General features: G+C 68.3%; 16 protein-coding genes. 8 read left to right on the top strand and 8 right to left on the bottom strand.

Going from position 1 to position 22,954, the window contains the following annotated elements; translation table 11 throughout:
- Window positions 1-183 precede the first annotated feature (183 nt).
- Window positions 184-780 carry a peroxidase-related enzyme gene (locus tag C507_RS0116275; protein WP_018700781.1) on the top strand — a complete coding sequence of 199 codons (597 nt, stop codon included), beginning with the start codon at window positions 184-186 and terminating at the stop codon, window positions 778-780.
- Window positions 781-875: 95 nt separating this feature from the next.
- Window positions 876-1,481, top strand: coding sequence for a 3-isopropylmalate dehydratase small subunit (leuD, locus tag C507_RS0116270; protein WP_018700780.1), 606 nt, complete (start codon window positions 876-878; stop codon window positions 1,479-1,481).
- Between the two features lie 102 nt (window positions 1,482-1,583).
- Here leuD and leuB read toward each other — a convergent pair whose 3' ends face one another.
- From leuB to C507_RS0116250, 4 genes are all read right to left on the bottom strand, one after another.
- Entirely contained in the window at window positions 1,584-2,699 is a 1,116-nt protein-coding gene (leuB, locus tag C507_RS0116265) for a 3-isopropylmalate dehydrogenase (protein WP_018700779.1), read from the bottom strand.
- Window positions 2,700-2,772: 73 nt separating this feature from the next.
- Window positions 2,773-3,765 (bottom strand): threonine/serine dehydratase, encoded by a 993-nt coding sequence (locus C507_RS0116260; protein ID WP_018700778.1) that lies wholly within the window; start codon window positions 3,763-3,765, stop codon window positions 2,773-2,775.
- Between the two features lie 37 nt (window positions 3,766-3,802).
- Window positions 3,803-4,570 carry a sulfite exporter TauE/SafE family protein gene (locus tag C507_RS0116255; protein ID WP_018700777.1) on the bottom strand — a complete coding sequence of 256 codons (768 nt, stop codon included), beginning with the start codon at window positions 4,568-4,570 and terminating at the stop codon, window positions 3,803-3,805.
- 119 nt (window positions 4,571-4,689) lie between these two features.
- A complete protein-coding gene (locus C507_RS0116250) occupies window positions 4,690-5,322 on the bottom strand; it encodes an arylesterase (protein WP_018700776.1) in 633 nt (210 codons plus the stop codon).
- Window positions 5,323-5,442: 120 nt separating this feature from the next.
- Between C507_RS0116250 and C507_RS0116245 the strand changes: the two genes are divergently transcribed.
- Together C507_RS0116245 and C507_RS0116240 are read left to right on the top strand one after the other, a co-directional pair.
- A complete protein-coding gene (locus C507_RS0116245; RefSeq protein ID WP_018700775.1) occupies window positions 5,443-6,147 on the top strand; it encodes an ABC transporter ATP-binding protein in 705 nt (234 codons plus the stop codon).
- A 4-nt stretch (window positions 6,148-6,151) separates the two neighbouring features.
- Complete coding sequence (locus C507_RS0116240; RefSeq protein WP_018700774.1) at window positions 6,152-8,716, top strand: ABC transporter permease; 2,565 nt, start codon at window positions 6,152-6,154, stop codon at window positions 8,714-8,716.
- A gap of 454 nt (window positions 8,717-9,170) precedes the next feature.
- Here C507_RS0116240 and C507_RS0116235 read toward each other — a convergent pair whose 3' ends face one another.
- Both C507_RS0116235 and C507_RS21745 read right to left on the bottom strand, forming a co-directional pair.
- Window positions 9,171-12,323: an efflux RND transporter permease subunit gene (locus tag C507_RS0116235; protein ID WP_018700773.1), complete on the bottom strand. Its 3,153-nt coding sequence runs from the start codon at window positions 12,321-12,323 to the stop codon at window positions 9,171-9,173.
- Window positions 12,324-12,326: 3 nt separating this feature from the next.
- Entirely contained in the window at window positions 12,327-13,784 is a 1,458-nt protein-coding gene (locus C507_RS21745) for an efflux RND transporter periplasmic adaptor subunit (RefSeq protein ID WP_018700772.1), read from the bottom strand.
- Between the two features lie 253 nt (window positions 13,785-14,037).
- Between C507_RS21745 and pcaF the strand changes: the two genes are divergently transcribed.
- Window positions 14,038-15,243, top strand: coding sequence for a 3-oxoadipyl-CoA thiolase (pcaF, locus tag C507_RS0116225; RefSeq protein ID WP_018700771.1), 1,206 nt, complete (start codon window positions 14,038-14,040; stop codon window positions 15,241-15,243).
- 693 nt (window positions 15,244-15,936) lie between these two features.
- Here the strand turns inward: pcaF and C507_RS0116215 are convergent.
- Together C507_RS0116215 and C507_RS21740 are read right to left on the bottom strand one after the other, a co-directional pair.
- On the bottom strand, window positions 15,937-16,656 hold the full coding sequence (locus C507_RS0116215; protein WP_040401263.1) for a DUF1194 domain-containing protein: 720 nt from the start codon (window positions 16,654-16,656) through the stop codon (window positions 15,937-15,939).
- A 254-nt stretch (window positions 16,657-16,910) separates the two neighbouring features.
- Window positions 16,911-18,065: an FAD-dependent oxidoreductase gene (locus C507_RS21740; protein ID WP_018700768.1), complete on the bottom strand. Its 1,155-nt coding sequence runs from the start codon at window positions 18,063-18,065 to the stop codon at window positions 16,911-16,913.
- Window positions 18,066-18,413: 348 nt separating this feature from the next.
- Between C507_RS21740 and C507_RS22870 the strand changes: the two genes are divergently transcribed.
- The 3 genes from C507_RS22870 (at window position 18,414) to C507_RS0116185 (ending at window position 22,763) form a co-directional block, all read left to right on the top strand.
- Window positions 18,414-19,064: a helix-turn-helix domain-containing protein gene (locus C507_RS22870; protein ID WP_083923616.1), complete on the top strand. Its 651-nt coding sequence runs from the start codon at window positions 18,414-18,416 to the stop codon at window positions 19,062-19,064.
- Between the two features lie 1,187 nt (window positions 19,065-20,251).
- Window positions 20,252-21,118 carry an ImuA family protein gene (locus C507_RS23305; protein WP_018700766.1) on the top strand — a complete coding sequence of 289 codons (867 nt, stop codon included), beginning with the start codon at window positions 20,252-20,254 and terminating at the stop codon, window positions 21,116-21,118.
- Window positions 21,003-22,763 carry a Y-family DNA polymerase gene (locus tag C507_RS0116185; RefSeq protein ID WP_018700765.1) on the top strand — a complete coding sequence of 587 codons (1,761 nt, stop codon included), beginning with the start codon at window positions 21,003-21,005 and terminating at the stop codon, window positions 22,761-22,763. The genes C507_RS23305 and C507_RS0116185 overlap by 116 nt, the downstream gene beginning before the upstream one ends.
- Window positions 22,764-22,954 lie beyond the last annotated feature (191 nt).

Genomic DNA, 22,954 nt, shown 5'->3' with positions numbered 1-22,954 from the left:
CGTTCGGGCTTCGGCAGGCGTGCGATGCGGCGATCGACACGAACGTGGTAGGGTTCGGCACATCGGCGTGCGCCGGTCAGCCGGGCAACGCGCGGCAGCACCGTAGGTTTCCGCTGCGTGGCGGTACGGCGAATGCGGCGCAGACCGGCTTGAGACCAGAACCGGGGGAGGGAGGGTCCAACCATGAGCGAAACGCGCAGAGAGAGCGCCGACTTCGACGATCCCGCCATTGCGCTCGATCTGGGCGGCGATGCACCGCTGTCGGCGGAGACGGAGGCCTACTTCGCAAAGTGCGAGGAGAAGCTGGGCCTGGTGCCGAACGTGCTCCGGGCCTACGCCTTCGACGAGAAGAAGCTGCGCGCCTTCACCGACATGTACAACGACCTGATGCTCGCCGATTCCGGGCTCACCAAGCTCGAGCGCGAGATGATCGCCGTCGTCGTCTCCAGCGTGAACCGTTGCTACTACTGCCTCGTCGCCCACGGCGCAGCGGTGCGCGAGCTCTCAGGCGATCCGGCGCTCGGCGAGCTGATGGTGATGAACTACCGGGCCGCGCGCCTGTCGCCGCGCGAGCGCGCGATGCTCGACTTCGCCTGGAAGCTCACCGCCGAACCCTTCGGCGTCGGCGAGGCGGATCGCGAGGGCCTGCGCGAGGCGGGCTTTTCCGAGCGCGACGTCTGGGACATCGCTTCGATCGTGGGCTTCTTCAACATGTCGAACCGGGTCGCCGCCGCCACCGACATGCGCCCCAACGCCGACTATCACGCCCGCGGCCGCTAACCGTTCAGCCGCTGACCCGTCTTGCGTGCTTGCCTTTTCGCCCGCCGGGGGGATAGGAGTAGCGCCACTCTGGAACAAGTTGGAAGTCTGCCGCCATGGAGAAGTTCACGGTCCTCACCGGCGTCGCTGCGCCGCTGCCGATGATCAATGTCGACACCGACATGATCATTCCGAAGCAGTACCTGAAGACGATCAAGCGGACCGGCCTCGGCACGGGGCTCTTCTCCGAGCTTCGCTACAACGAGGACGGCAGCGAGAATCCGGACTTCGTGCTGAACAAGCCGGCCTACCGCAACGCCGAGATCCTCGTGGCCGGCGACAATTTCGGCTGCGGCTCGAGCCGCGAGCACGCGCCCTGGGCGCTGATGGACTTCGGCATCCGCTGCGTGATCTCCACGTCCTTCGCCGACATCTTCTTCAACAATTGCTCGAAGAACGGCATCCTTGCGATCAAGGTCTCCGAGGACGAGCTGGCGCTCCTGATGGACGACGCCGAGCGCGGCGCCAACGCAACGCTGACGGTCGATCTGGAAGCCCAGGAGATCCACGGCCCCGACGGCGGCGTCCTCAAGTTCGAGGTCGATCCGTGGACCAAGCACTGCCTGCTCAACGGCCTCGACGACATCGCGCTGACGCTGGAAAAGGCACCGACCATCGGCGGCTACGAGGACGAGGTCTCCAAGGACCGTCCCTGGGTCTGAGCCCAGGGTGCGGCGGGGTCATCGCCGCCTGCTCCGATTGCGATCGGACGCAAAAAAGGGGCCGTGAGGCCCCTTTTCCATGTCTGCGTTCTGTCTTTGCAATCAGCTGTCGAGGCTGTCGAGCGCGTCGAGGATGGCCCGGGTCATTTCCTCGGTGCCGACGGTCTCGGCGCCTTCCGGCGCGATGTCGCCAGTGCGCACACCGGTGTCCAGCGCCTTGGAGATGGCGGCCTCCAGAAGGTCGGCCTCCTCGATCATGCCGAACGAATAGCGCAGCGCCATGCCGACCGAGGCGATCATCGCGATCGGGTTGGCGCGGCCGGTGCCGGCAATGTCCGGGGCGGAGCCGTGGACCGGCTCGTAGAGCGCCTTGCGCCGACCGGTGACCGGATCCGGAGCACCCAGCGAGGCCGACGGCAGCATGCCGAGTGACCCGGTCAGCATTGCGGCCACGTCGGAGAGCATGTCGCCGAACAGGTTGTCGCAGACGATGACGTCGAACTGCTTCGGCCGGCGCACCAGCTGCATGCCGCAGTTGTCGGCCAGCATGTGCTCCAGCTCCACGTCCGGGTAGTCGGCCTTGTGGACTTGCTCCACCACTTCGCGCCACAGCACGCCCGTCTTCATGACGTTGCGCTTCTCCGACGACGTCACCTTGTTGCGGCGGGTGCGGGCGAGGTCGAAGGCGACGCGGGTGATGCGCTCGATCTCGAAGGTGTCGTAGACCTGCGTGTCGATGCCGCGCTTCTGGCCGTTGCCGAGATCGCGGATCTCCTTGGGCTCGCCGAAATAGACGCCGCCGGTGAGCTCGCGCAGGATCAGGATGTCGAGACCCTCGACCAGTTCCTTCTTCAGGCTGGAGGCCTCGGCCAGCGCCGGATAGCAGATCGCCGGGCGCAGGTTGGCGAACAGCTCCAGGTCCTTGCGCAGGCGCAGCAGGCCGGCCTCCGGGCGGTGCTCGTAGCCGACATTGTCCCACTTCTCGCCACCGACGGCGCCGAACAGCACGGCGTCCGCCGCCAGCGCCTTCTGCATGGTCTCGTCGGTGATGGAAACGCCGTGCGCGTCGTAGCAGGAGCCGCCGACGAGATCGCTCTCGGTGGTGAAGAGCTCCTTGCCGGCACGCTTGTTGAACCAGCCGATGACTTCGACCGCCGATGCCATGATCTCCGGACCGATCCCGTCTCCGGGGAGCAGCAGAAGCGAATGGGTGGTCATCGGCGTTGCCTTTCCTGAAAGTCTTCGTGTCGTTGTGTGGATGCGGTCCCGCGGGTGCGGGTCGAGAAGCTGCCTATCGGCTTCCTCCGGTCAAGGCAAGCGCGGCTCGGGGCGTGAGGCCCTGCAGCACGGCGAGATCGACGTTGGACCCGCAGGCGAGGACGCCGACCCGCTCGCCGGCGGCCGGTGTGTAGGCCCCGCAGAGGAGGGCGGCAAGCGCGGTGGCGCCACCGGCTTCCGTTGCCGTGTTCAGATCGCGCCACAGGAGCGTCTGCGCCGCCTCGATGGCGCTGTCGGGGACAAGCACCGCCTCTTCCACGAACGCCTGGGTCTGGAGAAAGGGCAGGGTGCCGATCCGCTTCGCGCCCAGCGAATCCGCCGCCACGCCCTCCACGGTCACGTCCACAGGCTCGCCGGCTGCGCGCGCGGCGTGGAGGCAGCAGGAGGTCTCCGGCTCCACGGCCACGACCTTCGTCCGGCCCTCGTACCAGGTGGCCACACCCGCAATCAGGCCGCCACCGCCCACCGCCACCAGCACGGTGTCGAGTTCCGGCGCCTGGTCCTGCCATTCCAGCCCGACGGTGCCCTGTCCGGCCACGGTCGTCTCCGCGTCGTAGGGATGAATGTCGATGGCGCCGGTCTGGTCCCGAAAGCGTGCGCAGGCGTCGGCAGCGTCGGCATAGCGGGCACCGCCGACATGCACGTCCGCCCCGGCCTGGCGGATCTTCGCGATCTTCACCGGCGAGGAGATTTCCGGAACGAAGATCGTTGCCCGGTGGCCGAGTCGGGAGGCGGCATAGGCCACGGCCGCGCCGTGGTTGCCGCCGGAGGCGGCCGCAACGCCGGCCGCCGGAACGTCCGCGGTGATCAGCGAGTTGAAGGCGCCGCGCGACTTGAACGAGCCCGCGTGCTGCAGGCACTCCAGCTTTACGACCAGATCCAGGTCGAGCCCGAAGGCGCTGCGTCCCGGCCGGATCACCGGCGTGCGGCGCACATGATCGACGATGCGCGCGTGGGCTGCCTCGATGTCTGCGCGGGAAACGGGCAGGCGGGCGGTAGCGGTCATGGTCGGGGCTCTTCGATTGTCGGCTCGGATCGCGGGATCAGGTGACAAGCGTCGCCACGGCGGTGACCACCAGCTCGATGCCGATCAGGGTCAGGAGGACCTTCAGCGAGGTCCGGAAGATGTGCTCGGGCAGGCGGCGCAGCACGCGGGTCCCGAGGACGGTGCCGAGGAAGCCGGCCGCGATCATGGTCGCGGCCAGCGGCAGCCAGGCGCCGAAGGCAAAGCCCAGCGCGCCGAAGGCCAGCACCTTCAGACAGTGCTGCATCACCATGGAGCCGGCGAAGGTCGCCACCAGCTCTTCCTTGGTGAATTTCGCGTGGGCATAGAGCGACATGACGAAGGGGCCAGTGGCGCCGACGAACATCGACAGGAGCGTGGATATCCCGCCGCCGATGGCGAGCAGGACCGGGTTTCCCTCGCCGATTGCCGGCATCCGGCCCCAGACCGACCAGAGCACGAACAGGCCGACGCCGAGCTTCAGGGCAACGGCCGGCACGTCGACCACGACCATTCCGCCGATCACGGCACCGATGGAGGCACCGATGGCGAAGACGAGCAGGATGTCCCAGCGCGCGTGACGGACCTGCAGCAGCGCGCGGCCCCCGTTGGAGCCCAGTTGCACCAACCCGTGTACGGGCACGAGCGCGTGGATCGGCACCAGCGGTATCATCACCGCGACCATGGTCAGTCCGCCGCCGATCCCGAAGGCGGCTGTCATCGCCGATGTCAGGCACGACACGACAACAAGCAGGGCCGCCGCCCACAGCGGCAGGCCTTCGGGCGTGAGCAGGGAAAGGACGTCCAACGGGCGGGAACCTCTTGGAGCGAGCGTCTGGTCCCGTCAGGCGAACCGTCTATCCGGGGAGCACTCGAGCGGTGGGGCCGGCCGCACAGCCGGACGCGGGTCTGCGGGATACGGGGGCGTCAGGACGGGTCGCGGCGCCGGATCCGTACGATCAGCTTTTCCACCGACGGGAGGATATTGTCCACCATCACGTCGATGCCGGCCGCGTTTGGATGGATGCCGTCACCGAGACCGTATTGCGGCTCGCCGGCCACACCGTCCAGGAAGAACGGGTAGAAAACCGCGTCGTGGCGGTCCGCCAGACGGGCGAAGATCGGGTTGAAGGCCGCCTCGTAGTCCGGCCCCATGTTCGGCGGCGCGCGCATGCCCGCGAGAAGAACCGGGATGTTGCGCTCCGAAAGCCGGGTCAGCATGGCGTCGAGATTGGCTTCCGTGGTGGCGGGATCGATGCCCCGCAGCGCGTCGTTGCCACCCAGTTCCAGGATCACCCCGTCCGCGTCGTCCGGCACCGACCAGTCGAGGCGGGAGAGGCCGCCCGACGTGGTATCGCCGGACACGCCTGCATCGACGATCGTTACGGCCTCGCCGCGCTCTTCAAGCCTGGCCTGAAGCCGATCGGGAAAGCCCTCGTCGGGGCCGAGCTGGTAGCCCGCCGTGAGGCTGTCGCCGAATGCGACGATGATGATCGGGTCCGCCGCCCGGGCCGGAAGGCCGAGAAGCAGGGCGCAGGCTGCGACAAGGATGATCCGCATGGATGTCCGTTTCGTCTGGATATGAGGCAGGCGAGAACCATATGCCCGGAAGGCCCGTCTCCGGGCCGATCGATTGTGCCGTCTGCCAGTAGTTCAGGAATTCGACCAGAGGGGGGCCACTTGGCCGAACCAGCGATTGCGCTCGATGACGTGCACCTGAGTCTGGGGTCGGGCGCGGCCCGCGTCCATATCCTCAAGGGCGTTTCCCTCGACATCTCGGCCGGCGAGTCCGTCGGTATCGTCGGGCCTTCCGGGTCCGGCAAGTCGACGCTCCTGATGGTGCTCGGCGGGTTGGAGCGGGCGGATGCCGGTTCGGTTCGGGTTGCCGGCAGCGAATTGACCGGTCTTGGCGAGGACGATCTCGCGCGATTTCGCGGCCGCTCCGTCGGCATCGTCTTTCAGGCCTTCCACCTGATCCCCACCATGACCGCGCTGGAGAATGTGGCGGTGCCGCTTGAGCTGGCCGGCGCGCCCAACGCCTTCGATCGGGCCCGCGCGGAGCTCGCCGCCGTCGGTCTTGCCGACCGGACCGACCATTACCCCACCGAACTGTCCGGCGGCGAACAGCAGCGCGTCGCGATCGCCCGGGCGCTGGCGCCAGAACCGGCGCTCCTGTTGGCCGACGAGCCGACCGGCAATCTCGACGAGGACACCGGCGCCCCCATTGTCGACCTGATGTTTCAGGCCTGCGCGGAGCGCGGCATGACGCTGGTCATCGTCACCCACGATCCGGAACTCGCCCGGCGCTGCCGGCGCACCGTGCGGATGCGGGCCGGCGAAGTGGTGGGCGCGGAAAGCGCTCCGGCCCTCGTCGAGGCGCGCTAGACCCATGGCATCGACCGGCCACGGGGCAGGGCTGTCCACCGCCTTCCGCTTTGCGCTGCGCGAGATGCGGGGCGGGCTCAAGGGCTTCTACGTCTTCATCGCGTGTATTGCGATCGGCGTCGGCACTATAGCCGGCGTCGGCTCGCTCGCCAGGGCGCTCACCGACGGCATCGTCGCAGAGGGGCAGACCATCCTCGGCGGCGATCTCGATGTTTCGCTCATTCACCGCCGGCTCGATGGCGGCGAGCGGACCTGGCTCGCCGATCTCGGTCGCATGTCCGAAATGGCGGAGATGCGGGCGATGGTTCGCCGGCCGGACACGTCGGATCAGGCGCTGGTCGAACTCAAGGCCGTCGATGGCGCCTACCCGCTCTACGGCACGGTGGAGCTCGACGGGGGCGGGTCGCTCGACGAGGCCCTTGCCGGCAGCGCAGCGCCGTATCCGGTGGTGGCCGATGCCACTTTGCTCGCACGCCTCGGTGTCGATGTCGGCGACACGCTCGCGCTCGGGCGGACCAGCGTCCGCATCGTCGATACCATCGACAGCGAGCCAGACAAGCTGTCCGGCGGGGTCGAATTCGGGCCCCGGCTGATGATCTCCGTCGATGCCTTGGATGAAACCGGTCTCGTTCAGCCCGGAAGCCTGGTGCGCTGGCACTACCGGATCGCCGGCGAGACGAGCTCTTTCTCGGCAAGCCGTATCGAGGACATCACCCAGGCTGCCAACACCACCTTCCCGCAGGCCGGCTGGCGTATTCGCTCGCGCACGGATGCGGCGCCCGGCCTGCGCGATTCCATCGGCCGCTTCGCCCAGTTCCTGACCCTGGTCGGGCTGACGGCGCTGGTGGTCGGGGGTGTCGGCGTGGCCAACGCGGTGAAGGCCTATCTCGACCGCAAACGCGCGGTCATCGCCACGTTCCGATGCCTTGGCGCCGACGGCGGCTTCGTGTTCCGCGTCTATCTGATCCAGATCCTGCTTCTGGCCGGAATCGGCATTGCCATCGGCCTGGTCATCGGCGCTGTTATCCCGCCGCTTGCTGCGGTGCTCCTTGAGGGCATCCTGCCGGTCTCCAGCCTCACCGGAATCTTTCCGGCGCAACTCGCGCTCTCGGTTCTCTACGGCCTTCTGACGGCGCTCGCCTTCGCGCTCTGGCCGCTCGGCCGGGCACACGACGTGCCGCCGACGGCCCTGTTCCGCGAACGGTCCGGCTCCGAGGTCCGGCTCCCGCGCCGGCGCTACCTGGCCGCTACGGCGGCCGTCACTGCCGTGCTGGCCGTGGTGGCGGTCCTGCTCGCCCACGACCGGTTCCTGGCGCTGGTCTACGTGGTCGCCGTCGCCGCCGCCTTCCTGCTCCTGCGCGTCGTCGCCTGGGTGATCATGGCGCTCGCCCGGCGCAGTCCGAGGCCGCGCTCGACCGGGGCGCGGCTGGCGCTCTCCAACATTCACCGGCGCGGCGCGCTGACGCCGACCGTGGTCCTGTCGCTCGGCCTCGGCCTTGCGCTCCTGGTGACGCTGGCGCTCATCGACGGCAATCTGCGCTCCACACTGACCTCGCGCCTGCCGGACGAGGCGCCGAGCTTCTTCTTCGTCGATATCCAGGACCGGGAAAGGGACGCCTTCCTGCAGACGCTGGAGGGGGACGCGCCCGACGCGCTCATCGAGACCCAGCCCATGCTGCGCGGCCGCATCGTGGCGCTCAAGGGCATTCCGGCCGCCGACTATCCGGCGCCTCCGGAAGCGCAATGGGTGCTCAGGGGCGACCGCGGCATCACCTACTCCGAAACGCTGCCGGACAATTCGAAGGTGGTGGCCGGCCAGTGGTGGTCGCAGGACTACCAGGGCACGCCACTGGTCTCCTTCGCCGAGGAGCTGGGCCGGGAGCTCGGCCTGGAAATCGGCGACAGCGTCACCGTCAACGTGCTCGGCCGCGAGATCGAGACGGAGGTGGCCAACTTCCGCACGGTGGCCTGGGAAAGCCTCTCCATCAACTTCGTCATGGTGTTCTCGCCCAACACCTTCGCCGGCGCCCCGCACGCGCACCTGGCGACGCTCACCTATCCCGATGGCGGCACGACGGAAGAGGAGGTGGGCCTGCTCAGGACGCTTGCCGAGACCCATCCGACGGTGACGGCCGTGCGGGTCAAGGACGCGCTGGACGCCGTCAACGATGTGGTCGGCGACATCGCGCTGGCGATCCGGGCGGCGGCCAGCGTCACCCTCGTCGCCAGCATCCTTGTGCTTGGCGGTGCGCTGGCTGCAAGCCACCGCGGCCGGATCTACGACGCGGTGATCCTCAAGACGCTCGGGGCCACCCGGGCCCGGCTGGTGGGCGCCTTTGCGCTTGAATACGCCATCATCGGCGCGGCGACGGCGGTGTTCGCCATCCTGACCGGAACGCTCGCCGCCTGGTACGTGCTCACCGAGATCATGGACGTTGAGTTCGAGATGATGCCGCTCACGGCCGCCGGGGCGGTGGTGGTGGCGCTGGCCGTGACTGTGGGGCTGGGGCTCGTGGGGACCTGGCGCGCGCTGGGCGAGAAGCCGGCGGCCATCCTCCGCAACCAGTAGTCAGCCTCGTCGGAATTGTCAGCCGGTTTCGGTCGTGGGGCCGCGCGGTCGGACGCCGGCCCAAATGGGGGAAGGCGTGCCGGATGTTCGACGATCCGGCACGCCACCACCATCTGCGTCCCGCTCCCAGTCCGTCAGGTTCCGGACCGGGAGAGTTGGGCAAGGAGGTCGGGACGGGTTCGACCCTAAGCGGCGGTTCTTAATCGTTTCCGAACGCGGACCAGAAAGTTGACACGGTTCCGCCATTTTTTCGCGCAGACCGGAAACGCGCACGGCCGCGCACCTCTTTTGCGCGGAATCGCGCAGCGGAGAGGTGCGCAGAACTGCGCAGTTCTGCGCGATATTGCGCGGCGCCCGCGGGCCTCCGGCGGCCTGTTCGATGCTCGCCCGCGCAACGAAAGACGGGCGCCGAAGCGCCCGTCATTAACCCCAATTGCGACCGAAGTGGCCTCGCTCAGGCGAGCGGGTCGGCCACGTGGTCAGGCTCGGGATGGTCCTTGCGCTTGCCGGACAGGGCATCGCCGATCCACTGGAACATCACGTAGAGGCCGGGGATCAGGATGATGCCGAATACGGTCGCCACCAGCATGCCGCCGAGCACCGTGATGCCCAGCACCACGCGGCTTACGGCGCCGGCGCCGGTGGCCACCACCAGCGGGTACAGGCCGAGGATGAACGCGAAGGCGGTCATCAGCACGGCGCGGAACCGCATGTGGGCACCCTGGAGGGCGGCAGCGTAGCGGGTGTGGCCGGCCTCGCGCTCCTCCTTGGCGAACTCCACGATCAGGATCGCGTTCTTCGCCGCCAGGCCGATCAGGAGCACCAGACCGATCTGGACGTAGACGTTGAGGGCGATGCCGAAGATGGTCACCGCGGCCACCGCGCCCAGCGTCGCCACCGCCACCGAGGTCAGCACCGCGAACGGGATCGCCCAGCTCTCGTACTGCGCCACCAGGAACAGGTAGCCGAACAGGAGCGCCAGCCCGAACAGCGCCGCGATGGAGCCGCTCTGGTTGGCCTCCTGGTAGGACAGGCTCGACCACTCGAAGCCGTAGCCGTCCGGCAGGGTCTTGGCGGACACTTCCTCCATCGCCTTCATGGCGTCGCCCGAGGCGTAGCCGGGCGCGGCCTGGCCGTTCACCTGGGCGGAGAGGAACTGGTTGTAGCGGTAGGCCAGGCTCGGGCCGAAGTCGAACGAGGTCGAGGCGAGCGTCGACACCGGCACCATGTCGCCCGTGGTCGAGCGCACATAGAGCCTGTCGATGTCGTCGATCCGGTTCCGGAATTCCTGGTCGGCCTGGATGTTCACCTGGAAGATGCGGTCCAGGTAGGTGAAGTTGTTGACGAACATCGAGCCCAGCTGCGCCTGCAGCGTGTTGTAGAGGCTCGAGACCGGCACGTTGAGCGCCTCGGCCTTGGTCCGGTCGATGTCCATGTAGATGCGCGGCACATCGGCCGTGTAGCTCGAATAGGCCGAGCCGATGCGCGGGTCGCCATTGGCGGCCACGATGAGCGCGCGCAGCGTCGACGACAGCTCGCTCGGCGACTGGCCACCCAGAGCCTCGAGCCGGTAGTCGAAGCCGGCGGCGCTGCCGAGGCCGGGGATCGGCGGCGGCGGGAAGGCGAACACGTTGGCGGCCGGGATCGCGGCGAAATCGGCCGACAGCGCCTCGTAGATGCCCTTGAGCGAGGTTTCGGGCGTAGTCCGCTCATCCCACGGATTGAGCACGATGATGGCCAGGCCGTTGTTGGAGCCCGGCGCGCCGGACAGCAGGCTGTAGCCGGAGACGGTGACGACGTTCGCCACGCCCTCCTGCTTGCTGGCAATCTGCTGGACCTCTGCCATGATCTTCTCGGTCTGCGGCAGGGCGGCGCTGGATTCTAGGCTGACGTCCACGAACAGGACGCCCTGGTCCTCGTTCGGCAGGAAGGCGCCGGGCAGTCGGTCCAGCAGAACGAAGGCGGCCCCGCCGACGGCGAGGATGATGATGCCGGCAAGCGCCGAACGCCGGGCGATCAGCCCGACCACCTTCACGTAGCCGTTGCGGGTCTTGTCGAGGCCGTAGTTGAAATAGCGGAAGAAGAAATTCTTCTTCTCCTTCGGCGGCGTCAGCACCAGCGAGCAGAGTGCCGGCGACAGCGTCAGCGCGTTCACCATGGAGATGAACACCGCCATCGAGATGGTCACGGCGAACTGGCGGAACAGCTCGCCGGTGATGCCGGGGAAGAAGGACACCGGACCGAACACGGCGAACAGCACCAGCGTCGTGGACACGATCGGTCCGGTCACCTGGTTCATCGCCTTGATGGTGGCGGCGCGCCGGTCGAGCCCGTCCTCCTCCATGACGCGGGTGACGTTCTCCACCACCACGATGGCATCGTCCACCACCAGGCCGATGGCCAGCACGATGGCGAACATGGAGATCGTGTTGAGCGAGAAACCGAACAACAGAAGGAAGATGAACACGCCGATCAGCGACACCGGAATGGTGATCGCCGGGATCAGCGTCGCCCGGAGGTTTTCCAGGAAGACAAACACCACCAGCAGCACGATCACGCCGGTGATCGCCAGCGTGTGGGTGATTTCCTCGATGGAGGCGGAGACGAACAGGGTGGAGTCGTAGACCGTCTCCACGGCGAGACCCTGCGGGAAGCGACCCTTCAGGCGCTCCAGCTCGGCCTGTACGCCTTCCGCGACCGCAAGCGCGTTGGCGCCGGGCGCCTGGTAGATGGCCAGCGTCGCGGCCGGTGCGCCGTTGAGGGCGGAGTTCGACGAATAGGTCTGCGCGCCCAGTTCGACGCGGGCGATGTCGCCGACCCGGACCACCGCGCCATCCTCGCCGGTGCGCACGATGATCTGCTCAAACTCGGAGGGCGACTCCAGCTGGCCGACGGCGGTGATGGTGTACTGGTTGACCTGGTCGTCGCCGATGGGCGGACCGCCGATCTGGCCGAGGGCAGCCTGGATGTTCTGGTCCTGGATGGCGGAGACGACGTCCTGCGGCGACAGGCCGATCGCGGACATCTTGTCCGGGTTCAGCCAGATGCGCATGGAGTAGTCGAGTTCGCCGAGCAGGTTCGCGGCGCCCACGCCGGTGACGCGGGCCAGCGGATCGCGGATGTTGATGGACGTGTAGTTCGACAGGTAGACCGGATCGAAGGTGCTGTCAGGCGAATAGACGTTGATGACCAGGAGCATGTTGGTCGACTGCGCCTGAACCACCACGCCCTGCTCGATCACCGAGGACGGCAGCTTCGACGTCGCCTGGGAGACGCGGTTCTGCACGTTCACCTGGGCAATGTCGGGATCCGTGCCGATGTCGAAGGAGACGGACAGGGTGTAGGTGCCGGCCGAGGACGACACCGAGGACATGTAGATCATGTCCTCCACGCCGTTGACCTGCTCCTCGATCGGGCCGCCGACGGTGTTGGCGATGGTCTGCGCGTCCGCGCCCGGGTACGTCGCCGTGACCTGCACCACCGGCGGGGTGATGTCGGGATACTGGGCCACCGGGATCGAGTAGATCGCGAGAATGCCCGCGACCGTCAGCACGATGGAGATGACCGCGGCGAGGCGCGGCCTGCGTACGCAGATCTCGGAGATCATGGATCAGTTCCCCGAGCCGGAGGAGGAGGACGTCCCGCCGGAGCCGGACGTGCTGCCGCCGCTCGAGGAGTTCGCGTCGGAGCTTCCACCGCCGGACGCGGATGAGCCCGATCCGGACGCATCGGTGCCGGATGCGGATCCGGACGACGCGCCGGCCGCCGTGCCAGAGGACGGGGTGTCCGACGATCCGGAGGCGCCGGACGAGCCCGAACCGGTGCCTCCATCCGCCGCATCGACCTGGGATGCCTTGTCGAAGGCCACGCTGGTCGGGTTGACCTCCATGCCCGGCTGGATCTTCTGCACGCCCTGCACGACCACTGTGTCGCCGTCCTGCAGGCCGGAGGTGACGGCCCAGCCGTCGTTGACCTGGATCGAGGTCTCGATCCGGCGCTCCTGCACCTTGTTGTCGGTGTCGAGCACGAAGACGTAGCGGCCCTGGCGGTCTTCCTGGACGGCGGAGAGCGGGACGACCGGCAGGTTCACTTCCTTGGCCTGGCGCAGAACCGCGGTCACGTAGCCCCCCGGCAGAAGGGCGCCGTCGGGATTGGGGAAGTCGGCGTAGACGGCGATGGTGCCGGTGGTCTGCTCGACCTGGTTGCTGATGAAGGCGAGTTTGCCTTTGCCCTCGTAGGGCTTGCCATTGGGCAGCTGGATCTGCGGAACGAAGGCCTGCTCGCCCTTGGCGGTGGCAGCCGTGATGCCGTTTTCCTGAGCGAACTGGATCCAGTAGTTTTCCGGGATGGAGAACACCATGCGGATCGGGTCGATCTGCACCACCGTGGCGAGCGTGCCCGACTGCGTGTTCACCAGGTTGCCCTGGGTGACGTTGGTGGCGCCGATCCGGCCGTCGATCGGCGAATCGATCGTGGTGTAGCCGAGATTGATCTGGGCGGTCTGGATCTGGGCGTTGGCAGATTCGATGGCCGCCTGGCCGCTCTGAACGCTGGCGGCGGCCTCGTCACGCTCGGCCTGGGCCTGGTCGACCACCGACTGGGAGACGGTCTGCTTCTCCAGCAGCGTCCGCTGGCGGTCCAGATTGACCTGCGCGTTCTTCAGCGTCGCCTCGGCGCCGGCCTTCTGGGCCTTCGCGGTGGCGAGCTGCGCCTGGGCGGCGGAAAGCTGGGCCTGATACTGGTCCTGCTCGATCTGGTAGAGAAGCTCGCCCTTCTTGACGAACTCGCCTTCCTTGAAGGCCACCTGATCGAGGAAGCCTTCCACCCGGGCGACCACATCGACCTGCTGGATCGACTGGATGCGGCCGAGGAACTGCTGCGACGCGGCAACGTTCTCCGACTGGATCGCCGTTACCACGACGGCCGGCGGTGCCTTGTTGGCGCTGCCGCCTCCCTGGGCCATCGCCGGAAGCGTTGCTCCCGTCCAGAGGGCGGCGGCCAGCACCGCCGTCACGTGGATCGCTGCCGACCGGCCGCAGGACATGCGTTCGCCGCAGGATACCGCCATACCAAACCCTCTCCAGCACAAAGCCCCGACTGTCGTGAAGCTAGGCTTTAACACTCAATGGGAGCCCGGCGGAAGCACAAGTGCGCCTTACAAGGACGCCATTTCGCGCCATTGTGACCGCGTTGCATCGCGGGTGCCCTCGACAGGCTGCACTTGACAGCGGGCGCCGGCGGTTCGAAATCGCCTGCACGACCCGGCCGCGCCCGCCAACGGGCCCTGCCCACACGAGATCCAGGAAAAGGACCGAAAGCCCATGCGCGAGGCCTATATCGTCGACTATATCCGCACCCCGATCGGCCGGTTCGGTGGCAGCCTGTCGTCCGTCCGGGCCGACGATCTGGGCGCGCTTCCGCTCAAGGCGCTGGTGGAGCGCAATGCATCGGTCGACTTTTCCGCTGTCGACGACGTGATCTTCGGCAACGCCAATCAGGCGGGCGAGGACAACCGGAACGTGGCCCGCATGGCGGTGCTGCTCGCCGGCATGTCCGACGCGGTCACCGGCACCACCATCAATCGGCTGTGCGGCTCCGGCATGGACGCCACCGCCATGGCGGCGCGGATGATCAAGACCGGCGAGGCGGATCTCGTCATTTCCGGCGGCGTGGAATCCATGTCGCGCGCGCCGTTCGTCATGCCGAAGGCCGATACCGCCTTCTCGCGCAAGGCGGAGATCTACGACACGACCATCGGCTGGCGCTTCGTGAACCCGATCCTGGAGAAGCAGTACGGCGTGGAATCCATGCCGGAGACCGGCGAGAACGTCGCCGAGGACTTCCAGGTCAGCCGCGCCGACCAGGATGCCTTCGCCGCCCGCTCCCAGCAGCGCGCCGTGGCCGCCCAGGAGGCGGGCCGGCTGGGCGAGGAGATCATCCCGGTCACCATTCCGCAGCGCAAGGGCGACCCGATCATCGTCGACAAGGACGAGCACCCGCGCGCCGGCACGACGGTGGAGAAGCTCGCCAAGCTGCCGACGCCGTTCCGCAAGGACGGCACGGTGACGGCGGGCAACGCCTCCGGCGTCAACGACGGCGCCGCGGCGCTGCTGCTTGCCTCGGCCGAGGCGGTGGAGAAGTACGGCCTGACGCCGATCGCCAAGGTGGTGGCTGCGGCCACTGCCGGCGTGCCGCCGCGCATCATGGGCATCGGACCGGCGCCGGCCTCCAAGAAGCTGATGGAGCGCCACGGCCTCAAGATCAGCGATTTCGACGTCGTCGAGCTGAACGAGGCGTTCGCCAGTCAGGGGCTGGCCGTCATGCGTCAGCTCGGGCTTCCCGACGACGCCGACCACGTCAACCCGAACGGCGGTGCCATCGCGCTCGGCCATCCGCTCGGCATGTCCGGCGCCCGCATCGTCGGCACCGCCATGCGCGAGATGCAGCGCCGCGGGGGCAAGAAGGCGCTCGCCACCATGTGCATCGGCGTCGGCCAGGGCATCGCGCTGGCCATCGAGGCGGTGTGATTATTCCGCTCGCGCCGACGAGCTGACGCTCGCGGCTGCGCGGGCGCGGCCTCCGGCCGGCGCGCGGTCGCGCGCTGGTGGGTGCTATCCGGTTCGCACTGAGTTCTGCGGAAAGGCGCCCGCCCCATCCCGGCCGGAACCGACCCCGACAGCTTCTCAGACGACGACCTGCAGGCGCTCGCCGCCCGCCTCAACGCCACGCCGCGAAAATGCCTCGGCTACAAAACCCCCGCCGAGGTCTTTCTCAAACGACTGTTGCACTTCAAATGTGAATCCACCTTCCAGCCTTCGCTGGAATGAGCGGAGGGTGGGGTGGGTGGCGGAGAAAACCATCATTCCGCTGGGAGCCTGCCGACAAGCCCTATGGATCCCCGCTTTCGCGGGGATGAGCGGAGATTTGGGTTAGCGGTGGAGTGAACCAACCTCCGCCTATCCGGACCACTCTTACCAGCGCACGACCGTGCGCCGCCCGAGCAATCGCAGGAAAAGTGCTCTTGCGGTTTTCCGTCCGCGATTGCGGCTTAAGAAGCCAGGCCGCCCACCCGGAGCCGGTGAGCGCAAGCGAACTCGGCGCGAGGGGAATCTTTCGTCGCAACGCCGGACGGCGAACCGGTTCCCACTTTTCCTGCGATTGGCTTTCTCACTCCGCAATTCCGGACGCAAAACCGCAAGGTCACTTTTGCTGGAATTGCGTCAGCCCATCGCCGGGAGGATCTCGCGCAGGAGCTTGGTGCGGATGGCGCGGGGAAAATCGTCGTAGTCGTCGGCGATCTCGACGAAGGCGCCCGGCCCGCCGATCATCCGGTTCCTGAGATAGTGGTGCAGGTAGTCGACCTCGTCCTGGATGGCGAGGCCGTTGATCGTGATGCCGCGGGCCACCACCAGATTGCGGGCGTCGCGCAGCCAGGGGCCGAGATTGTTGATGCCGTCGGTGGCGACGTCGATGACGCGCTTGTCGGCGGCGAACGGGGCGGCCTCCAAAAGCGTCGCCGAGTAGGCCATGACGGCGGAGATCGAGGTGGAGCCGGGAGCGGCGAGGCGCGGCATTCCGGCGATGCGGTTGGCGAGTTCGGCGGCGGTTGCCGGTCCGTCGACAAGGCGCCAGGGCACCGCCACGGTCTGGATGTCGTCGGCCGACCACTGCACCACGGTGACGGCGATGCGTCCGTGGCGGCCCGCCTGGGCGGCGGCCACCACCGCCTCGTCGAGGAAGGCCTGGGCGAGGCCCCGGCGCTGCAGCTCGAACTCGCGGGCATCGACGGAATAGGAACAGTCGAAGGCGAGCACCAGGGCGATGTCGACGCGAGAGGACTGCGCGGAGGCGTGCGGCGCGAGGCCGGCCAGGGCCAAGAGGAGGCCGCTCGCGAGGAGGCCGGCAATGGTGCGGGGGCCGCGCGTCGGATGGGCTCGCATCCGGGAAGCCTAGAGCGTTTGCAGGCGAAGGGGAAACCGGTTCGCCTTCCATGCCGAGCGAAACGACTTCATCCGTCGCTTCGTCGATACTTACAACCGAACCCGACTGCGAAGCCTCGGATACAAAGCTCCCGCCGAACTCCTCGCCAATCTCACGGGACACAACACGAAAGCGGGGGATCCAGGGCCGCAAGCCGCAGCCTGTCCCTTCACCCGCTCACGCCGAGTGCGCATGTACGGCGCGAGCCTCCCTGTTATGTCATCTCCGCCGCGATCGTCTGGTGACCGGCCATGACCTCGGCCGCGCGCGCCTCGTCCGGTTCCGTCGACCACACGCCCTCCTCGTGGCTGCCGCCGAGCACGATGCCGTCGGAGCGCGGGAACATGTAGAGGTCGCGGGCCGGGTCCAGGTAGATATAGTCCACCTCCGGCTGCGGCAGGATTCTGGTGAGCTGGCCCTTCACCGGTACCATGTCGGTGTCGCCGAACAGGTCGCGGGCCCCCAGCCCGGCGCAGTTGACCACCAGCGGCTCCGGCAGCGCGGCAACGTCGGCCAGGTTCCGCAGGTCGCGCACCACCACCCGGCTGCCGCGCCTCTCCACGTCGGCCATCAGCCGGCGCAGGTAGACGTGCGTCTCGATGAACAGGGTCGTGAAGCTCGCCACGTGCGGGCTGGCGAACGACGTCTCGCCCGATGCGTAGTGGCGCAGCGTGTAGAGCTCCGGCGTCACCGCGAAGTCCCAGGGCAGCTCGATGGGCTGGTCGCCGATCAGGAAGAACTCGATCCAGCGGACGTTGTGGTCGCCGCCGACATAGGTCTGGAACGCGGTGTGGGCGTAGCGCGCTGCATGCGCGAGCTGGTCGCGGAAGGCCGGTGTCACCAGAGCCTCGTCGGCGATGTTGGTTGTCCCGAAGACCGCCGCGGAGACGTTGGAGGTGGTGTGCGGCGGCAGCGACGCGGCATAGACCGTCACCGCGAAGCCCCGGTCCTGGAGGAGCCGCGCCGTCGCCAGCCCGACCGCGCCCGCGCCGATCACCGCGGCGCGCCGGTGTTCGCTTTCCTGCGCCAGCCGGACGGCAAGATCGGCCGTGCCCCACGACAGCGTTACCCCGCAGCCGCCGTGGCCGTAATTGTGCACCACCATCTTGTCGCCGAGCGTCTCGGCGCGCACCACGAAGCCGGCCGGGCGGTACGGCCTGAGACCGGCGATCATGCCGATCACCCGCTGCTCGGTGACATCGACCTTCGCCAGCCGGCCCACGTCCTTCGGCGCGCTGATAGACTGCCTGCCGATGGAAGCGAGGGCCGGCGCGGCGGCTGCCGGCGCAAGCAGGGCCGCACCGCCCAAGAGCGCCCCGCCCTTCAGCGCCGTCCGCCTGTCGATCGTGGCCTGTCCGGTTTTGCGCATGTCCCGCCCCTCTCTCCTAAGCCCCGAAAAGGGTAGCATCGGAGGGGAGGCGGCGGGAGCGACCCGGACCGCCGGCCGGCCACCAGGCAAGACCCCGGAGCCACGCGGATCGGTCTCCGGCGATGCTGACAAACCACGATTGAGTATGCCCTAAATCTTTGTTTTTTCTTCTTCTTTCAGGATTTTCCGCTTCGCTCCACGGGGCCCGGGACCTGTCCGAAGGCCGGCGGCGCGTTCCAGTCATTTCCAATCATTGCGTCAGGGACGGGGGGAGGACGAAGCGCACGAACGTCTATCGGCAATTGAGTTTCGGATGCTGATTTGTCCGATTGCTTGTATTGTTCTCGCATGAGCTTGCTAGGCGAAAGAATTCGGACGCTCCGGAAGGAGCGCGGTCTGACGCAGGCCGCCCTGGCTGAACTGGTCGGCATGCGTCAGCAATCGATACAGTCAATTGAAAGTGGAATTGCGTATCGTCCACGCAAACTCTTCGAGATTTCGATTGCTCTGGGGACATCCGAAGCATTCTTGCTTGGAGAGTCGTCTGATCCTTCTCCGCCGTTGCAGCCGGTAACGGTTTCTGCAGAAAAACCCGAACTGGGCGGATCCAAGCTGCCTATAATGGGCGGGCAGTCTCAAGCCTTCCAAGACCAGATATGGCTTTCTGAGAAAGTAGGCGAGGTGCCCACAATTCCCGTGCTTGAATCGGTTCCGGGCGCGTTTGCTGTGTATGTCGGCGGCACATCAATGGAACCCCGCTACTTCCCCGGCGAGCTAATCTACGTGGACCCTGTGCGGCCTCCGTCCCGAGGTGACTTCGTTATCGTTCAGATCCGTCGATCATCGGAAGACGAAGCTGTGTCGGGGTTTATCCGTCGTTTCTGCGGTTTCGAGGGTAAGAGCGTGATGTTTCAGCAGTTCAATCCCCGCCTGGAGGAGCGATTTCCTCCCGATGTTATCCTTATACGGGGTGTCATCGTAGGGTGTACCAAGCCGTAATGGAGATTGCATCGCGAACCTCCCGCGTGCCGGTCTCCCGCACAGGCCGGTTCCGTCACGGTGGAGCCGTGAAGGTGTGAAGGCGTGAAGGGAGAGGGGGCGAGATGAAGGGGGCGGAACGCCTTCGTCCGCCCTGACAGGCGACCCGCCCTCGCAGGCGGCCTGCGCTTACAAGTGGCCTGCGCTCGCAAGTGGCCCGCACATGCGTGCCAACTCGGCGCCTGGCCCGGCGTCCGGCGCAGACCCGTCGGGCAAAGCCCCACTCCGCAGCCAGAACGAGCCCGACCATCGCGCACGGGGCGCGGCCGGTTCACGCTCCCGCACCCGGCTCGCATCCCGGTCGAGCGGGACGGGCCGATCCGGTCGGGCCGAAAAACGAAAGGGAACGCGCGGATCCACTCGCTTCCGCGCGATCCATCCGATGCGGCGACCACCCGAGGCGCTCTCGGGCCAGGACGGACCGTCGTCACCCGCGCCGGCGCGCGGTCACCGCTGGTCCGTCGATGCTCCGGGCGAATATGTCCGGCCTGCTTGGAAAGGCCGGGCCTATCGCCGGGACTGCTCATGCGGACCCGATCAGACGGGCGAACCCGATCAGACCGGCGGCCCTGTCAGACGGGCCTGTGCACGAGGGTCGACCTGTCGGTCTTCGGTACCGCGGCAGCCAGTGCGCCGCCGCGCGTAAGCTTGTCGGGTCGGACGGATCGGCCTTTCCTTGTTGGAAAGCGCCGCTCCAGCCGGAAGACTTCGAAAAGCCTTCGGGTCCCGGGAGGCTTCGAAAAGCCCCCGAATGACCTGCCCCCGGAGGGTTCTCGGAAAGAAAACCCTCAGACGACCCCCATGACGATGGCGGCTATGAAGACAAAAGCCGCTCCGAACAGAACAACGTTCATACGTCGGGCATAAGCCATGACGCACCTCCCTGAGGTACGGTTACCGAGCCTTTAACTATACACGCCGACGGGGAGGCCGGACCAGCAAATTCGTTGCTGCGCCGCGGGGGCTTCATGGTGCGGCGCGTGCTCCAAATTCGCTTCGCCGGAGAAAGGCTTTTCACGCCAGGGGTTTCCCGCCGGCAACCGGCGACAGCGCGCTGGGGTTGCTTGACTCCCGCGCCCGGCTCCGGAATCTTTTGGAACAAACCAGGAACATATGTCCGTGCCGAACCGCCGTGGAGCCCGCGTCTCATGGCCTCCGTCCCGCTTTCCGACCTGCGCGCCCGCATCGCCGCCCTGGAGGGCCGGGCGAGGGGCGCGGCCGTCTCCACGTCCGCTCCGGCGGGGGAGAGCGCGGCCGAAACCGTGCCCGCGCCGGGCGCATCCTCCGGCATGCCGCGCTTCGACGCCAGCGTGCTGGAGCGGCTTTATCCACAGGGGGCGCGACCGGAGGGCACCGTCCACGACCTCGTCTGCGCCCACCACCGCGATACCGGCGCGCTCACCGGCTTCGCCGCCGCGCTGATCGCCCGGATGGGCGCCGATGCCGGCCCCGTCGTCTGGGTGACCGATGCCGTCACGGCGGGGGAAACCGGCGGGCTCTACGGCCCCGGCCTTGCCGCCTTCGGGATCGACCCGGCCCGGCTGCTGCTGGTCACCGCGAAGAGCCCGGCGGAGGCCCTGTGGGCGATGGAGGAGGCGCTGTCGGTACCGCACCTGGCGGCGATCGTCGGCGAGATCGGCGGCGCGCCGCGGGTTCTCGACCTGACGGCCACCCGCCGGCTGGCGCTGAGGGCGGAGCGCCGCGGCACGCCGGTGCTGCTTTTGCGCCCCGCCGGACCGGACACCGCCTCCGCCGCGCGCGTGCGGCTGACGCTTGCCCCGCGCCCGTCCGGCCCCGACCCGCATGGCCTCGCCGTTCTCGGACGGCCCGGCTTCTCCATCCGTCTCACCCGCAACCGCGGCGGCCCCACCGGCGCCGTCGATCTGGAGGTCCGCCCGCATGACCACGGCTTCGTCCCCCGCCCGGCGCATCCTCTGCCTGTGGCTGCCGAGGCTGGCGACCGACCGGCGCGCCCGGGAGCGGCAGAGATCGTCGCCCTTCGCACCGCGTCCTGAGGCCGCCCGCGCCGAGCCGCCGCGCGCCACGGTGGCGAAGGTGGGAGCGGCGCAGATCCTCGCCGCCGTCGACGCGACCGCCGAGGCGGCCGGGCTGGAACCCGGCCTCGGCCTGGCGGAGGCGCGCGCGCTGGTGCCGGAGCTGGTGGTGGAGCCGCACGACCCTCAGGCCGACGCGGCGCTGCTCGACGCGCTCGCCACCGCCTGCGACCGCTACACGCCGCTGGTGGCGCTGGATCCGCCCGACGGCCTGTTCCTCGACGTCACCGGCTGCGTGCATCTGTTCGGCGGCGAGGCGGGACTGCTGGCCGATCTCCGTGCCCGGCTGGCCGGCGCCGGCTTCGCCGCGCGCGTCGCCATCGCCCCCTCGGCGGCGGCGGCCTGGGCGATGGCGCGCTACGGCCGGGCCGACATCCTGTCCGAGGCGGCCGTGGCCGACGCGCTGGAGCCGTTGCCCGTCGAGGCGCTGCGGCTTGCCCCGGAAACGGCGGCCGCGCTCCGGAGCCTCGGCCTGAAGACCGTCGGTTCGCTCGCCGCCCAGCCGCGCGCGCCGCTGGCCGCCCGCTTCGGCGCCGATCTGCTGCGCCGGCTCGACCGGGCCTACGGGCACGAGGAGGAGCCGATCACGCCGCGCCGGGCGATGCCGCTTCTGGTGATGGAGCGCCGGCTGGCCGAGCCGATCTTCCAGTGGGACGTGGTCGCCGCCTATCTCGCCCGCCTGGCCGCCTCGCTGGAGGAACGGCTGGAGGCGCGCGGCGAGGGCGCCCGGCGGCTGGTGCTGACGCTGTTCCACGCCGACGGGCGGGTCTCCGGCACAGAGATCGCCACCACCGGGCCGGTGCGCGATCCCGGCCGCATCGCGGCGGTGTTCGCGCCGAAGCTCGATGCGCTCGCCGCCCGGCTCACCATCGACAGCGGCATCGACCTGATCCGCCTGATGGCCTTCGAGACGGCGCCGCTTACCGCCCGCCAGGGCGATCTCGACGGCCACGCCGAGGCGGAGGCGGATCTCGCCCGGCTGATCGACGTGCTCAGCGCCCGGCTGGGGGCGGCGGCGGTCACGAGGCTTGTCGCCGGCGACAGCCACATCCCCGAGTTCGCCGGAGCGGCGCTGCCGGCCCACACGCAAAGCCAGGGAAAGTGGGAACCGGTTTCCGGCCCGGGCTTTGCGGGACAGGAGTCTTCCCTCACGCCGAGTTCGCTTCGCTCACCGGCTCCGGGTGGGCGGCCTGGTTTTTCCGCCGCAAAGCCGGACGGAAAACCGCAAGGGCACTTTTCCTGGCTTTGCTCGGGGGCCGCCGCGCTGGACCTGGCGGAGGGCGCCGCCCCTTACGAAAGCGAGCCGGAACCGCCGGAGCGGCCGCTGCGCCTGTTTCCCCGGCCGGAGCCCGTCGAGGCGGTTGCCGGGGTGCCGGACGGGCCGCCGGTGCGCTTCCGCTGGCGCAAGGTCGCCTACGTGGTGGCCCGGGCCGAGGGGCCGGAGCGCATCGCGGCGGAGTGGTGGCACGGCGGCGCGGTGGGCCCGACGCGCGACTATTTCCGCGTCGAGGACACCGACGGACGCCGCTTCTGGCTGTTCCGCGAAGGCCTCTACGAGCGCGAGACCAGCGTGCCCCGCTGGTATCTGCACGGGGTGTTTGCATGAGCAACGCCAGGAAAAGTGCCCTTGCGGTTTTCCGTCCGGCGTTGCGGGGAAAAAGCCAACGCCAGGAAAAGGGAGACCAGGTTTTCCGTCCGGCGTTGCGTCTTTTCCGCTCACGCGAGCTCGCTCCGCTCGCGGCTACGCGGGCGCGCCCTGACCGGGCGGCGCGCGGTCGCGCGCTGGTGGGTGCCGTC

The organism is Amorphus coralli DSM 19760 (assembly GCF_000374525.1).
Classification (GTDB): Bacteria; Pseudomonadota; Alphaproteobacteria; order Rhizobiales; family Amorphaceae; genus Amorphus; species Amorphus coralli.
This window is presented reverse-complemented; position numbering and strand designations above follow the sequence as displayed.

Bases quoted from the DNA above. Each gene is read 5' to 3' on its own strand.
- C507_RS0116185 (WP_018700765.1), top strand. From the start codon at position 21,003: ATGACCACGGCTTCGTCCCCCGCCCGGCGCATCCTCTGCCTGTGGCTG.
- C507_RS0116250 (WP_018700776.1), bottom strand. From the start codon at position 5,322: ATGCGGATCATCCTTGTCGCAGCCTGCGCCCTGCTTCTCGGCCTTCCG.
- C507_RS0116275 (WP_018700781.1), top strand. From the start codon at position 184: ATGAGCGAAACGCGCAGAGAGAGCGCCGACTTCGACGATCCCGCCATT.
- leuD (WP_018700780.1), top strand. From the start codon at position 876: ATGGAGAAGTTCACGGTCCTCACCGGCGTCGCTGCGCCGCTGCCGATG.
- C507_RS23305 (WP_018700766.1), top strand. From the start codon at position 20,252: ATGGCCTCCGTCCCGCTTTCCGACCTGCGCGCCCGCATCGCCGCCCTG.
- C507_RS0116260 (WP_018700778.1), bottom strand. From the start codon at position 3,765: ATGACCGCTACCGCCCGCCTGCCCGTTTCCCGCGCAGACATCGAGGCA.
- pcaF (WP_018700771.1), top strand. From the start codon at position 14,038: ATGCGCGAGGCCTATATCGTCGACTATATCCGCACCCCGATCGGCCGG.
- C507_RS22870 (WP_083923616.1), top strand. From the start codon at position 18,414: ATGAGCTTGCTAGGCGAAAGAATTCGGACGCTCCGGAAGGAGCGCGGT.
- C507_RS0116235 (WP_018700773.1), bottom strand. From the start codon at position 12,323: ATGATCTCCGAGATCTGCGTACGCAGGCCGCGCCTCGCCGCGGTCATC.
- leuB (WP_018700779.1), bottom strand. From the start codon at position 2,699: ATGACCACCCATTCGCTTCTGCTGCTCCCCGGAGACGGGATCGGTCCG.
- C507_RS21745 (WP_018700772.1), bottom strand. From the start codon at position 13,784: ATGGCGGTATCCTGCGGCGAACGCATGTCCTGCGGCCGGTCGGCAGCG.
- C507_RS21740 (WP_018700768.1), bottom strand. From the start codon at position 18,065: ATGCGCAAAACCGGACAGGCCACGATCGACAGGCGGACGGCGCTGAAG.
- C507_RS0116215 (WP_040401263.1), bottom strand. From the start codon at position 16,656: ATGCGAGCCCATCCGACGCGCGGCCCCCGCACCATTGCCGGCCTCCTC.
- C507_RS0116240 (WP_018700774.1), top strand. From the start codon at position 6,152: ATGGCATCGACCGGCCACGGGGCAGGGCTGTCCACCGCCTTCCGCTTT.